Genomic DNA, 14,013 nt, shown 5'->3' on the forward strand with positions numbered 1-14,013 from the left:
CTTTCTATTCAAGGGGGGCACAATGGGAAAGTATGACACGTCAAAGCTTAGAAATCTTGGCATTATCGCCCACGGCGGTGCCGGCAAGACCTCGCTGGCCGAGGCAATCCTGTATGACACGGGGATGATCGACCGGCTCGGCCGGGTCGACGACGGCACGTCCACCATGGATTTCGAGCCGGAAGAAATCAAGCGGAAGATTTCCATTACCTCCTCCCTCGACCATTGCGAATGGAATGGTCATTCCATCCATCTGGTGGATACCCCCGGTTACGGCAATTTCATCGCCGACACCCGGGCCTGCATGCGCGCCCTCGACTGCGCGGTGGTCATCCTCTCGGCCATCTCCGGGGTCAAGGCCCAGACCGAAGAGATCTGGCAGTGGGCAAACGAGTTCGAAATCCCCCGCATCGCCTTCGTCAATAAAATGGACCGGGAACGGGCCAGCTTCCTGCGCGCCATCGACGACATGGAAAAGGCGCTCGGCGCTCGCGGCGTGGCCATACAGATTCCTCTCGGGGCCGAAGAGAATTTCGAGGGGGTCATCGACCTGGTGAAGATGAAGGCCTATCGTTATGCAAAGGACCAGTCGGGGAAATACACCGAAGAGGCGATCCCCCCCGAGTATCAGGCCGATGCACAACGGTTGCGCGAGCAGATGGTGGAGACGGTTGCCGAAGCCTACGATGCACTGACCGAAAAATTCCTGGAAACCGGCGAACTGACGGAAGAGGAGATACTCGACGGTCTGCGGGTAGGAACCATGCGTAATACGTTTACGGCAGTGCTGTGCGGTTCGGCTGCCATGAATGTCGGTGTTCCCCACCTGCTCGATGCCATCTGCGCCTACCTTCCGTCACCCCTCGATCGCACCAAGGCGGTCGGCATCCATCCCAAGAGCGGCGACATCATCGAACGCGCACCCGACGAGTCCGAGCCGTTTTCCGCCCTGGTGTTCAAGACCACGTCCGACCCCTATACGGGAAAAATTACCATCTTCCGGGTCTATTCCGGTGTGCTCAACTCGGATTCCACGGTCTATAATTCTTCAAAGGACGTACAGGAACGGATCGGCCAGATTTACGAACTGGAGGGTAAGAAGCAGAAGCCGATCAAGCAGGCGGTGGCAGGGGATATCGTTGCGGTGGCCAAGCTCAAGGAGACCGTTACCGGCGATACCCTGTGCGATGAGGCGAAATCCATCGTCTACGAGCCGGCCAAGCTTCTGCAGCCGGTCATTTCCTATGCCATCGAACCGAAAACCAAGAACGACGAGGACAAGATTCATTCGGCTCTCCACAAGATGATCGAGGAGGAGCCGACCCTCGAATCCCACCGCGACACCCAGACCAAGGAACTGATCATTTCCGGCATGGGTCAGGTGCATCTTGAAGTTATCGTGGAAAAAATGAAGCGGAAGTTCGGCGTTGAGGTCCTCCTCAAGACGCCGAAGGTTCCCTACCTCGAAACCATCCGCGGTACGGCCAAGGTGCAGGGAAAATACAAGAAACAGTCGGGTGGCCGCGGTCAGTACGGCGACTGCTGGATCGAGATGTCTCCCCAGCCGCGTGGCGAGGGGTACTTTTTCGACGACAAGATCGTCGGCGGCGTCATCCCCCGCCAGTACATCCCGGCCGTTGACAAGGGAATCCAGGAGGCATCCCAGGAGGGTTTCCTGGCCGGATACCCGGTCGTCGACTTCAAGGTTGCCCTCTATGACGGTTCGTTCCATACCGTGGACTCGTCGGAAATGGCTTTCAAGGTCGCGGGGTCCATGGCCTTCAAAAAAGCGATGGAACTCTGCAAGCCGGTACTTCTCGAACCCATCGTGAACATGAAGATCACGGTTCCCGACGAGAACATGGGCGACGTCATCGGCGATCTGAACTCGCGGCGTGGCAAGGTTGTGGGGGTCGAGCCGAAGGCCAACTCACAGATCATCAAGGCGGTCGTTCCCATGTCCGAGGTGCTTGCCTATTCCAACGACCTCAAATCCATGACAAGTGACCGTGGGCTTTTCACCACGGAATTTTCCCATTACGAGGAAGTGCCGAGCCATCTGGCCCAGAAGGTCATTGCGGAAGCAGCGGCTAGTAAAAACAACCATCAGTAGGATTATATTGTCAGGAGGATGTATCTATGTTTGGTTTCAGGAAGTCATCGACGGACGAGAAAGCTACCGACGGCGAGAAGGGGAGTTCCCAGCAGATACTGCTTCTGGTGCTGGTACTGCTGCTGGCGGTGTTCGGTTACCTCTATTTCTTCACCGGTATCATCAAACCACGGGTGGAGGCGCCTGCGCCGCCACCGCCAGCTCAGGTAAAACAGCCGATCCCGGCGAGACCGGATGCTGGCGGAGCCGGCCCTGCAGCTGGTAATGCGGCAGCACCCGCAGCCCCCGATGCCAAAGCAGCCGCGGTAACACCTGCTGGCGCACCGGCAACGGCTCCTTCGACTCCCGCCGCAGGAACTCCTGCAGCGAAGCCCGTTGCCGTGCCTCCAGCACCGGCAGCTGCTCCGTCTGCCAAACCGGCGGCCGCTACGCCTGCCAAGCCGGCAGCCGTTGCTGCAGCCAAACCGGCAGCCGTTGCTGCAGCCAAACCGGCAGCCGTTGCTGCAGCCAAACCGGCAGCAAAACAGCCTGCACCCCCGGCCAAGTCAGCAAAGGCTGAACCGTCTGCAGCTAAGAAACCTGCCCCCGCTGCGGCTCCCCAGAAAGCTGCAACCACAAAACCCGCGAAGGCAACCAAGGATGTGGTCAAACCGGCGACTGGCGCTTATACCCTGGCAATCGGTGAGTATGTCGTAGGCAAATCAGCCGACATGGTACAGGCAAAGCTTAAAAAGCTCGGCATAGGACCGGTTGTCAGAACGAAAGCAAAACGGTCCGAGCCGATGAACAGGTTGTATCTTGCGTCGTACGACAGCCACCAGGCGGCTGACACGGCGTTGGCGAATCTTAAAAACGCCACGCCGGACGGTTTTATCCTCCCGGAAAATGGCAAATATGCGGTCTATGCCGGTTCCTACTACAACGAGGGGAAGGCTGCCGTCGAGCAGGACCGTCTCTATGAAAAAGGGTACAAGCTGGTGATGAAGAAGACTACGGCACCCGTGCCGGTTGCGCGCCTCACCGCAGGCAGATATGCCAGCAAGGATGAGGCTGTCAAGGATATTGCCCGTTTGAAGAAACAGGGTATCGCGGCTCATGTCGTCAAGGCAGGGAAGTAGGAGGGGAGTATCCTTGATGTGCAGAGTGGTTCTGAACGTTTCCGCGGCCGCTGCAGGGTATGCTGCAGCGGCCACTCCCCGCGAGGAACGGCTACGGGCGGCACGATGGGAAGTACCCTTTGCTGCTGACGATCTGGTCAACCTTCTTCTTTTTCTGAGTTACGATCAGGATGACGAAGTCAGCAGCGAGGCCATCAAGAGTCTGCGACAGATGCCCGAATCGGTCGCTTTACAGGTAGCCGATTCCCCCGAAACACCGGCGAAGGTGATAGAGCTGCTGGCGCGGCTCCACTATGACAGACCGGACCTGGCGACACGTCTTGTTTCCCATCCCATGACTGACAGGCAGACTATGGCCTTTCTCGCGGAAAAGGGGATTGCCGGTGCAGCCGTGACTCTCCAGGAAATGCCGGAAGACGAAGCGGTCTTTGATGAGGACGAAGAAGACCTTGACGCAGAAACCGATACGATTGATGAGGAAGAGGAGCCCGAGAGCGAGGAGTACGCCTCCAAGTACAAGATGGCACAGTCGATGGGGGTTTCCGAAAAGATCAAGATGGCACTGACCGGAGACAAGGAGTGGCGTTCCATACTGGTCAAGGAACCGAACAAGCTTGTGTGCGGCTCTGTGATCAAGAATCCCCGCATTACCGAGGCGGAGATATTGACCCTTGTCAAGACCGGCGTTCAAAGCGATGAGATCATGCGCCTCATCTGTGCCAACAGGGAATGGGTGAAGAACTACCAGATTCGCAAGGCTCTGGCGACAAACAATAAAACACCCCTCCCCAATGCCCTTCGCTACATTTCGACTCTCACCGAGAAGGACGTGGCTGCCATTGCCAAGAGCAAGAACGTTTCCAGCGTGATCTCGACACAGGCCCGCCGTATCCTGCTTCAGAAGCAAAAACACAAATAGGGGGAAGAGCCCATGGCACTGGTTAATCACGCCAAAAAGGAAATCAACGCAAAGATCGTCTACTTCGGAGCCGGCCATGCGGGGAAGGCGACAAACCTCAACTTTATCTACAAAAAGCTTAAACCCGACTTTCGAGGACAGTTCAAGAGCATGAACGTGCAGGGAAACAAGATGCTCTTTTTCGACTTTCTCCCCTCGGGGCAGGGGAAACTCAACGACTATGCTGTCAGATTTCACATCTACACCATTCAGGGGGATGTCAAGCAGGACTCCAGCTGGAAAATGGTGCTCAAAGGGGTTGACGGTGTAGTATTCGTTGCCGATGCCTCCTCGACGCGCCAGGCTGAGAACCGTGCGGGTCTCGAAAGGTTGCAGGCTTGTCTGCGCGGGCATGGTTTGTCCACCGATACACTGCCCGTTATCGTTCAGTGCAACAAGAGCGACCTGAGTGACGCCGTTACGACCGCAGAATTGCAGCAATCCCTTGGCCTTGGCGGAGTGACCTTCATGAAAGGGGTAGCCGGCACGGGCGAAGGGGTGCTGGAAAGCCTTTTTACCCTGGTAAAAATGGTTCTGAAGCGATTGCGGGAGAGTGGCCTGGAGCTGGGCGGGGAGCCGGTGGAAGGCCAGGCGTCCACCGGGGCTGAGGCGGTTGCGGCGGTAGAACAATCCAGTTCTTTGCCGGCTGCCGACTCTTTTGCAGCCGCGCCGGAACAAGCACCGGCCGAAAATCAGGCTCCCATCGTTGAGGTTCTTGAGGGGGTACGCCTCGGGGACGATGGCAGACTGCAGATTCCCCTGTCCATCAGTTGTGGCGGAATGTCCCGGCGCGCGGTCCTCAGTCTCGCCGTTACGCTGCAACCCGAGTAGGCGCCATGTCGATGGGAGAGGACTCCGATGCATTTTGACTTCAGTCTGGAACTCCTGCTCAGACTCGTATTGGCCTGCCTGTTTGGAGGAGTCATCGGCCTGGAACGGGAAGTGCACGGCCGTCCGGCCGGTTTTCGTACCCACCTGCTTGTTTCACTCGGTGCCTGCCTGTTTGTTCTCACGTCAATCCAGTTTTACTATCAGTACGGGAGTCTGGGGAGCGGGGGGCCGTCGGGGGTTGACCCGGGCAGGGTTGCTGCCCAGGTGGTGACGGGGATCGGTTTTCTCGGTGCGGGAGCAATCATCAGGGACAGGGCCTCCATCCGGGGGCTTACGACGGCTGCCTGTCTCTGGGTAGCGGCTGCCCTCGGCGTTGCCTGTGGTGTGGGCCTGTACGCCATGGCGACGGTGGTGACCCTGATAGCGCTCATGAGCCTTCTCCTCCTGAAAAAAGTGGAGAGCCGGTTACAGCGGGATACCTATGTATCGCTCAAGGTCTGGAGCAATGACCTGAAGGGGCAGCAGAAAAAATTCGAAGAGTTGATCGCTGCGAACCAGATGCAGGTAGTGACCGTGAATCTGGAGAAGGACGTTGACAAACAGCAGGCCACTTATGAATTTTACATAAAGTTCAGTACACGGGAACTTGCCAGCAGCCTGGTGGATGACCTGGCCGCCGTAGCTGGTGTCAGAAAAGTGCGTGTCGAATAACATGCCTGTCAGCGTGGTCTGGGCAGCCCGCCGTTACCCCGTGCACCGGGAACGAACATGGGTACACTGCGTTGATATCTGCGGTACTGTTCTCCGAACAACTCAACGAGTCTCCTTTCTTCAATAATCGATCCGGCAAGAAAATACAGTGCGGAGAGCAGAGTCAAGGCCAGCCAGCGTACGGTCATAGTCGGCGCGAAGAGCAGGAACAGGAGGGCCAGCAGATACTGGGGGTGCCTGACTTTTCCGTAGCACCCGGTCGTTATCAGTACAGGGGTGACGGTCTGGCGGCGCAGTTGACGGACGCCGAGGAAATCCCCGACGCCGGTTTGCGCCGCACAGATACAGAGCAGGATACATATCCCCCCCTGGGCGAGATATCCGGCTGACCTGAGGTTGCCGGGAAGTTGGTAGAGCACCGGAGAGTCGCGGTAGGCCTGCATCGTCCAGCCAAAGGCAGCCAGTGCCAGAATGTTATACATGAGCCGGTACCAGCCTGCCGCACGCCCCATCCGGATTTTCAGGAAATCCTGAACGCGCTGCATGGCAAAAAGCGAGTGCAGTGCGGCAAAAACAGCGAAGCGGAACATGAACACCAGCAGATCGTGCATATCGTCCTCGGGGAAGCGAGTGGGATCACCGCTGGCAAGGAGAGAGCAGGTGACCATGGAATTAGCCCCTTGTGTGCGGAAAGATTACATGCTACCATCCTGCGACTCAAGGTAGAAGGAGGAAGTAGATGGCGATAATCACCATGTCCCGGGAAATGGGAACCGGCGCCTACCAGATTGCCAAAGATGTTGCCAAGAAACTCAAGTATATGCTGGTTGACGGGGCGAAAATTGCCGAAGTAGCTCCAAAGTACGGCTTGACTCCCGAAATCGTTGACAGGGTCGATGAAAAGCCCCCCTCATACATCACGGCAGAAGACCGTCTCCAGGCGGCCCGCCTCAAAGCCGTCGAGCTCATTTTACTGGAAAAGGCCAAAAAAGGTAATGTCATTCTCTACGGTCGGGGGGGGCAGGATCTCCTCAAGGAGATGCGAAACATACTGAGAATACGGTTCATCGCCCCCTTTGACGAGAGGGTGGAAATGTTCGCTGAACGGGAATGGATCGATCCGGATCTGGCAAGCGACCTGATCAGGAAAAGCGACCATCAGCGTGGTGGTTTTCTCCACTTCTACTTTAACCGGGACTGGCATGATCCTCTGGGCTACGATCTGATATTCAATACCTCCCGCCTTTCCCATGCCTCCATTGTCGAAAGCATCGTTGCAGCTGCGAAGGACCCTCGGTTCAAAGCCACTGAAGGGGAAGCGATGGACCTGCTGGAGGATATCATCCTCAGCAAGCGGGTTGAAATGGAGCTTCTCAAGTCGGATAAGGTGCAAAACCTCCACTTCAAAATCACTTCGCAGGACGGGATGATCGCCCTTACCGGCCACGTGCATGATGAGGCGGAAAAAAGCCAGGTCATCAGGATCGCTGGCAAGATCAAAGGGGTTCAGAAGGTGGTTGATAACCTGCAGGTAATGGGGTTCAAAGCCTACAAAGAGTGATATTTCTGGATCAAACCGAGGTGAAAAGGCCCCCGCAGGGGCCTTTTTTTGTTTTTCCGCCGGCGGGTTTTCACCGCATTGAGTAAGGCCTGCCCGCACTGCGTTCCTTCAACCCGGCTGCAAGCCGGTAGGCTACTGCCAGCCCCCCCCGTCCGCTTCCCATGCAGACGTCGCTCTCGAAGCCGTGGAAGTCCGACCCGCCGGTCATCACAAGGCCCAGTTCGTGGGCAAGGGACTCGAGAAATATCATGTCGTCGTCGAAGCAGCTGTTGCTGAATACTTCGAGACCATCCAGACCCATTGTCGCCAGTTCGCGCACCAGTCCGCCAAGGCGCATGCGGTCCGGGGTTATGGTCGGCGGATGGGCAAGAACCGCAACGCCTCCAATGCGGTGTATTTCCGTCAGTGCTTCGGCCATGGGAAAATACCGCTTGGGTACGTTGCACGGGATGAGGTACTGGACGAAGGCATCCTGCATGTCGTGGGCGTAACCCTTTGCAAGGAGTGCCCCGGCGATATGGGGCCGCCCGAGGGCACCGGTCACCTGCTGCTGTATCTCTTCGTAGGAGATTTCTCCCCGGCCTTGGCGGGCGAGTCGCTTGTTGATGCGTGTTACGATTGCCCGGCCCCGGTCATCCCGGCGATGGCGGAATTCCCCGAGCCTGTCCCGGAAGACCGGATCCCGGTGGTCTATGCAGAATCCGAGCAGGTGTATGTCCTGAAACCGCTTGTGCTCCACGGAAAGTTCAACGGCCGAAATCACTTCCACTCCCCGGGAAGCTGCTGCGGCACGTGCTTCATCGATGCCGTCCACGCTGTCGTGATCGGCGATGGCAATGGCCTTGAGCCCCAGTCGAGCCGCCATCTCGACAAGTTCTGTCGGGGTATGGACGCCATCAGAGTGTATCGAATGGAGGTGCAGGTCTACGTACTGTTTCACGGAGGTCTCCTGCGGCATGGGATGACAATGCTTGAATACGCCATTATAGGGGAGCAAGCGCGTTCGTGCAACCGGCAACTGCGGCACGAATGCTGTTGCCTTGCCATGTCGGATTCTGTAGAATGCCGGACAGGGCGAAATGAATACGGACCGGGGAGTCAATCATGGAGAGGAATCAGGGGATCGGGCTGGCTGTCGTGGCTTTTGCCATATATATACTCGGGGGGATAGGGACGTTCGGTGGCCTGGCGCTCATTGCCTTCATGGATGGCAGGGACCTGTTCGGCCTGGGGGACGGGCGGAGCATAGGCTATGTCTTTCTCTGCGTCGGCCTGGTCTTTTCGGTGCTTGGCGTCCTCTGCATGCGCATATTCCGCAACCGTAAACTGGTATGAGAGATGAGGATATCCATGCTGCCATTGCTCTTCTTGTCGAGGCGGTCAAGAAATGGCAGACGCCGGCGGTCACCATCGTATCCCAGCGGGAAGGTGATCCCTTCAAGGTGCTCATTTCCTGCATCCTGTCCCTCAGGACCCAGGACCGAACCACCGGCCCCGCAGCGGAGAGACTCTTCGCTCTCGCTGACACACCGGCAAGGATGGTCGAACTGCCCGCTGAAGTTATAGAGCAGGCCATCTATCCGGTCGGTTTCTACCGCCAGAAGACACTCCAGATACGGGAAATCTGTCACCTCCTTATCGATCGTTACCACGGGCACGTGCCGGATGACCTGGACGAACTTCTGAAATTCAAGGGAGTGGGGCGCAAGACCGCCAATCTGACCATTACCCTCGGGTTCGGCAAGCCGGGCATCTGTGTCGATACCCATGTCCACAGGATCTGCAACCGCTGGGGGTACGTATGTACCAGAACCCCGGAAGAAACCGAGTTTGCCCTGCGGGCCAAACTGCCGGAGCAGTACTGGTTGGTAATAAACGACCTGCTGGTCACCTTTGGGCAGAACCACTGCCATCCCGTCTCTCCCCGCTGTTCTTCCTGCCCCCTCGCACACTTGTGCGAACGGCGCGGCGTTGTACGTTATCGCTGACGTAGTGCTTCGCTGTAACGTGAATGGTGCTGATGCGAATCGACCCTGCGCCACTTCCGCCCCTCACCGGTTGCATACAACATTAAATTCATTATAGTCTTGTTTCACGGGCAAAGAGGTTGTACTATTAACCAAACATATGCCATGACGTGGTGTTATTTCATACGGGAGGACGAATATGCTGAAAAATATCGGTTTTTTGGGTTTGGGGACGGTTGGTCGGCACATGGCCGCCAACCTCACGAAAGGGCACTACCGGTTGACGGTCTACGATTCGGACCCGGACGTTGTCAACGAGCTGGTCAAGCTCGGTGCCGTCGGAGCATCTACTCCCAAAGATGCCGCCAAGGGGAATGACCTGGTCATTCTCATCCGGCCCGAGAAAGAACGCCTGCGCCCGGACATCTACGGTCCTGACGGGATTTTTGCCGGTATCGATGCGGGTACCATCCTGGTGGACATGGGAACCCACTCCCTCGAAAGCACGCTGGAGATGGCGGACGAGGCGGCAAAACATCGGGTCATGTTTCTCGACGCACCGGTCTGGGGGACCAAGGAGCATGCCGCCAACGGCCTGCTGACCATCCTCACCGGTGGCGACCAGTCCCTGGTAGGGCGCTGCCGGGAGCTTTTCTCTTATTTCGGTCTCAACATCATCCATGTGGGTGGGGTTGGCGATGCCACCAGGATGAAATTCGTCGTCAACCTTGTCCAGGCGGAACTGATGCAGGCCCTGGCCGAGGGGCTCGTCTTCGGTGAAAAGATGGGGTTCAATCCCGACAAAATCCTCGAAGTGCTCGATTCGGGAGGGGTCGCATCGCCACTGTTCCACTCAAAGGGGCGTTCCATTGCCCGCGGTGACTTTACCCGCAACCTTGCCCTTGTCTATGTGCACGAGCACCTGCAACTGGTCATGGAGGCGGCCAAGAAACTCGACCTTGATCTCCCCGCCGCCGAGGTGGCGTGCAAGACTTACGAACAGGGTGTCAAGGACGGTCGTGGCGAAGAGGATTACTCGGCAGTTATCAAGGTGCTGCGGAAGTAGCACGGATGTAGCAGAAAACACGAGGGCGTCCCATTCGGGACGCCCTTTTTTAGTCGACTCTCACTGTACGTCAAAGGATCGCCAATGTCGCCTTCATTTCGCCCCCGCAAGCCCCAGCCGGGAAAAGTCAAAACCCAGGAAGAACTGGACGCTCTGGTCCGCAGGATGAAATCGGAACAGGCAGCTCCCGACAACTATCGGCAGCGCTCCCTCAAGCTGCATGGCTGGATCTGTGCAAAATGCGGACGGGAGTTCGAACTCGACAACCTTCATCTCCTCACCGTGCATCACCGGGACGGCAATCACCACAACAACCCCCCGGACGGGAGCAATTGGGAAAACCTCTGCGTCTACTGCCATGACGACGAGCACAGCCGGACGATCCTCGCCGATTATCTGCGGGGGAGCGAAAAAGAGACGTGAGGCTGGCGGTCAGTCCCTGGCGAGCAGGGCCACGTTTTCCACGTGGGGGGTCTGGGGAAACATGTCCACCGGCTGGACCCGGACGGTCCGATAGCCAAGGTTGGCGAGAATGTCAAGATCTCGGGCCAGGGTAGCAGGTGAGCAGGAGACATAGATCATACGGGTCGGGCCGAGGTCGGCCGCAACCCGCAACACCTGTTCGTCGCACCCCTTGCGGGGAGGGTTGAGGACGAGAAGATCGACCCGTTCCTGATTCTGCCGCAACTCCGTCAGCAACGTGCCCGCGTCACCCGCCTCGAATGTACAGTTGTCGATGCCGTTCAGCCGGGCGTTAAGTTCGGCGTCGGCGACAGCTGCCTCCACAACCTCTATCCCCAGCACTTTCTTGGCTGACGGGGCCAGATAGAGAGATATCCCCCCGATCCCGCAGTAAAGGTCCACCACGAATTCCCTGCCGGTCAGATCTGCCCATTCCCGAACTTTCCCATAGATTATCTCTGCACTGCCGCTGTTTACCTGGAAGAAGGAGCGAGGAGAAATAGTGAACCTCGTTTCACCGATGCTGGCATGCAGGGTCCGCTCCTGGGTGATGAAATGGTCGCGGTCGCCAAGAATTGCGTTTCCCGAAGACGCGTTGACGTTCTGGGCCACCACGGCTACCTGGGGTACGACAGCCTGAAGGTGCTTGGCAAGATGATGAATTTCGTTGAAGCTGCGCTCGGCGGTGACGAAAACCACCATGGCGCGGTTCTCGGCTTCCGCCACCCGGATGACCAGATAGCGCAAAAGACCTCGACCGTTGCGAGGCGAGTAGACGGGAACCTTCCCCTTTCTGATTCCTTCTTTCACTGCGGCAACGATGCTGTTTATGAGCGGGTGATGGAGTGGACAGTCTCCTATTTCCAGCACCTCATGGGAGTTGCGGCGGTAGATGCCGATGACGGGTGCGACAGATTTGCCGGAGACAACGAGTTTGGCTGAATTGCGGTAATGAAGTGGGCGGGGAGAGGGGAGGACATCATGCAGCATCAGCTCCTGAAGGGAACGGAAACGGGCAAGCGTTTTTTCCACCAGTTCCCGTTTCCATGCCAGCTGGGCGGGGTATTTCATGAACATAAGAGGGCAGCCGTCGCAGTGGCCGAGTTTTTCGCAGGGTGTCGACATGAGTCTCTGGGGGGCGTGGCGAAGAATTCTGACTACCGTGGCGAAGCACTCCCGCCGGCCGACGAACGTGACCCGGACCTGTGCCTGTTCACCTGGCAGTACACCGGAGACGAGGAGCGGCTTTGTGCCGGTCGTCGCCATGCCGAATCCGTCTTCATTGAGCGTGGCGATGGTGACGTCGATGAGTTGACCAGCCTTGATATCGTCTTTTCTGGCCGGTTTTGTCGTGGTTGCTGGATTTTTTTTCATGCCTGCAACTAAACAGGAAAATGGTCTGCATGTCAACGGTCCTTTTTATTACCGCATAATCTCCAGAGTAAAATTTATCATTAACTGTGTAGATTTTATAGTCACAACCGTAGACCGCAGTGGTACGTCAATTATGGTGAAGCACAAAAAATATGCTTGTATACGGATAGTTGCGTAAAAAATGTGCTGCAGTGATGAGAAATGGTGCATGTTGTGCAACGTTTGTGCGCACGCGATTGGGATGGTTGCTTAAGGTGCGTAATTGGTGAACACGTTACTGCACTAATTCATAACAGGGAGGTTGTATGACGACGAAAATTGATGAAAAACTGGAAGGCATCTATCAGGACGTACTGAAAAGAAATCCGGGCGAGGTTGAGTTTCACCAGGCGGTCCTTGAGGTCCTCGAGTCGCTCGGACCGGTTGTGAGCAAGCACCCGGAATATCTCGAGCGTAAGATCATCGAGCGTATCTGCGAGCCCGAGCGCCAGATTATCTTCCGGGTACCCTGGCAGGACGACAATGGCCGGGTTCACATCAACCGCGGCTTCCGGGTCGAGTTCAACAGTTCACTCGGTCCTTACAAGGGGGGGCTCCGCTTCCACCCGTCCGTTTACCTCGGCATTATCAAGTTCCTCGGCTTCGAGCAGATATTCAAGAACTCCCTCACCGGGATGCCGATCGGTGGCGGTAAAGGTGGGTCCGATTTCGATCCCAAAGGGAAGAGCGACGATGAAGTGATGCGTTTCTGCCAGAGCTTCATGACCGAACTCTATCGCCACATTGGCGAGCATACTGACGTTCCGGCTGGTGACATCGGCGTCGGCGGGCGCGAGATAGGTTACATGTTCGGCCAGTACAAACGGATCACCAACCGCTGGGAAGCCGGCGTGCTGACAGGCAAGGGGCTCAAGTGGGGCGGATCGCTGGTCCGGACCGAGGCCACCGGTTATGGAGCCACGTTCTTCATCAATGAGGCACTCAAAGTCCGTAAGGATTCCTTCGATGGCAAGACCTGCCTCGTGTCCGGTTCCGGCAACGTTGCCATCTACACCATCGAGAAGATTCACCAGCTCGGCGGCAAATGCGTGGCCTGTTCCGACTCGAACGGTGTCATTTATCACGAGAAGGGTCTCGACCTCGACCTGATCAAGCAACTCAAGGAAGTCGAGCGGAGCCGCATCGAGGCGTACGCCACGAAGCACAAGGATGCCAAGTACATTCCCAACGGCAATATCTGGGATATCCCCTGCCAGGTGGCCATGCCGTCCGCAACCCAGAACGAGATCAACGGCAAGGATGCCAAGACCCTGGTGAAAAACGGCTGCATTGCCGTCGGCGAGGGAGCCAACATGCCGACCACGCCGGAAGGGGTCAAGGTCTTCCTCGACGCCAAGATTGCCTACGGTCCGGGAAAAGCTGCCAACGCCGGCGGGGTTGCCACCTCGGCCCTCGAAATGCAGCAGAATGCCGGTCGCGATTCCTGGAAGTTCGACTTCACCGAGAAGAAGCTGGAAGACATCATGGTCCGTATTCACAACAACTGCTACACCACCGCAGAAGAGTACGGCGCACCGGGCAACTATGTTCTCGGCGCCAATATCTGCGGATTTATCAAGGTGGCGGACGCCATGGTAGCGCACGGTCTTGTGTAAGGGAAACGCGGCTTTTCCGCAATCTCTGCGTTGATCTTCAGGATTCCTTGTGCGGCGTACTTTCAGTACGCCTCCGCGTCATCCTTTGATCGCCTTGACCTTGCGAAAAATCCACGTTCCTCGCAAGAGTTTACTAAGTAGTGAGAAGCCGCCCGGCGCTAGCCGGACGGCTTTCTTTTTTGCCGGTCCTGCCTTGA

The 14,013-nt window shown here is 57.1% G+C and carries 14 protein-coding genes; 11 read left to right on the forward strand and 3 right to left on the reverse strand.

Annotated features, from left to right (window positions below; genetic code table 11):
• The first annotated feature begins 22 nt into the window (after positions 1–22).
• The 5 genes from fusA to KI810_RS13320 are packed head-to-tail and all read left to right on the forward strand — an operon-like array spanning position 23 to position 5,731.
• A complete protein-coding gene (fusA, locus tag KI810_RS13300) occupies positions 23–2,113 on the forward strand; it encodes an elongation factor G (protein ID WP_214176056.1) in 2,091 nt (696 codons plus the stop codon).
• 26 nt (positions 2,114–2,139) lie between these two features.
• On the forward strand, positions 2,140–3,231 hold the full coding sequence (locus KI810_RS13305; RefSeq protein WP_214176057.1) for an SPOR domain-containing protein: 1,092 nt from the start codon (positions 2,140–2,142) through the stop codon (positions 3,229–3,231).
• A gap of 16 nt (positions 3,232–3,247) precedes the next feature.
• Positions 3,248–4,150 carry a hypothetical protein gene (locus tag KI810_RS13310; protein ID WP_214176058.1) on the forward strand — a complete coding sequence of 301 codons (903 nt, stop codon included), beginning with the start codon at positions 3,248–3,250 and terminating at the stop codon, positions 4,148–4,150.
• 12 nt (positions 4,151–4,162) lie between these two features.
• Positions 4,163–5,020 (forward strand): GTP-binding protein, encoded by an 858-nt coding sequence (locus KI810_RS13315; protein ID WP_214176059.1) that lies wholly within the window; start codon positions 4,163–4,165, stop codon positions 5,018–5,020.
• 27 nt (positions 5,021–5,047) lie between these two features.
• Positions 5,048–5,731, forward strand: coding sequence for an MgtC/SapB family protein (locus KI810_RS13320; RefSeq protein ID WP_214176060.1), 684 nt, complete (start codon positions 5,048–5,050; stop codon positions 5,729–5,731).
• 8 nt (positions 5,732–5,739) lie between these two features.
• Here the strand turns inward: KI810_RS13320 and KI810_RS13325 are convergent, their stop codons facing one another.
• Positions 5,740–6,399: an isoprenylcysteine carboxylmethyltransferase family protein gene (locus tag KI810_RS13325; RefSeq protein ID WP_214176061.1), complete on the reverse strand. Its 660-nt coding sequence runs from the start codon at positions 6,397–6,399 to the stop codon at positions 5,740–5,742.
• A 71-nt stretch (positions 6,400–6,470) separates the two neighbouring features.
• On the opposite strand from KI810_RS13325, the gene KI810_RS13330 reads away from it, so the two are divergent.
• Entirely contained in the window at positions 6,471–7,292 is an 822-nt protein-coding gene (locus KI810_RS13330) for a cytidylate kinase family protein (RefSeq protein WP_214176062.1), read from the forward strand.
• A gap of 70 nt (positions 7,293–7,362) precedes the next feature.
• Here KI810_RS13330 and KI810_RS13335 read toward each other — a convergent pair whose 3' ends face one another.
• Positions 7,363–8,232 (reverse strand): PHP domain-containing protein, encoded by an 870-nt coding sequence (locus KI810_RS13335; RefSeq protein ID WP_214176063.1) that lies wholly within the window; start codon positions 8,230–8,232, stop codon positions 7,363–7,365.
• Positions 8,233–8,396: 164 nt separating this feature from the next.
• Between KI810_RS13335 and KI810_RS13340 the strand changes: the two genes are divergently transcribed.
• From KI810_RS13340 to KI810_RS13355, 4 genes are all read left to right on the forward strand, one after another.
• A complete protein-coding gene (locus tag KI810_RS13340) occupies positions 8,397–8,627 on the forward strand; it encodes a hypothetical protein (protein WP_214176064.1) in 231 nt (76 codons plus the stop codon).
• Positions 8,624–9,280 carry an endonuclease III domain-containing protein gene (locus tag KI810_RS13345; protein WP_214176065.1) on the forward strand — a complete coding sequence of 219 codons (657 nt, stop codon included), beginning with the start codon at positions 8,624–8,626 and terminating at the stop codon, positions 9,278–9,280. Before KI810_RS13340 ends, KI810_RS13345 begins: the two co-directional genes overlap by 4 nt.
• Positions 9,281–9,458: 178 nt before the next feature.
• A complete protein-coding gene (locus KI810_RS13350; RefSeq protein WP_214176066.1) occupies positions 9,459–10,325 on the forward strand; it encodes an NAD(P)-dependent oxidoreductase in 867 nt (288 codons plus the stop codon).
• An 84-nt stretch (positions 10,326–10,409) separates the two neighbouring features.
• Positions 10,410–10,748 (forward strand): YajD family HNH nuclease, encoded by a 339-nt coding sequence (locus KI810_RS13355; protein ID WP_214176067.1) that lies wholly within the window; start codon positions 10,410–10,412, stop codon positions 10,746–10,748.
• Between the two features lie 9 nt (positions 10,749–10,757).
• Here the strand turns inward: KI810_RS13355 and rlmD are convergent, their stop codons facing one another.
• On the reverse strand, positions 10,758–12,161 hold the full coding sequence (rlmD, locus tag KI810_RS13360) for a 23S rRNA (uracil(1939)-C(5))-methyltransferase RlmD (protein WP_214176068.1): 1,404 nt from the start codon (positions 12,159–12,161) through the stop codon (positions 10,758–10,760).
• Between the two features lie 305 nt (positions 12,162–12,466).
• Between rlmD and gdhA the strand changes: the two genes are divergently transcribed.
• The gene (gene gdhA / locus KI810_RS13365; protein ID WP_214176069.1) at positions 12,467–13,816 is read left to right on the forward strand and encodes an NADP-specific glutamate dehydrogenase; all 1,350 of its coding nucleotides are present in this window, start codon (positions 12,467–12,469) and stop codon (positions 13,814–13,816) included.
• Positions 13,817–14,013: the final 197 nt, after the last annotated feature.

Origin of the sequence: Geomobilimonas luticola, from assembly GCF_018476905.1 — a bacterium.
GTDB lineage: Bacteria > Desulfobacterota > Desulfuromonadia > Geobacterales > Geobacteraceae > Geomobilimonas > Geomobilimonas luticola.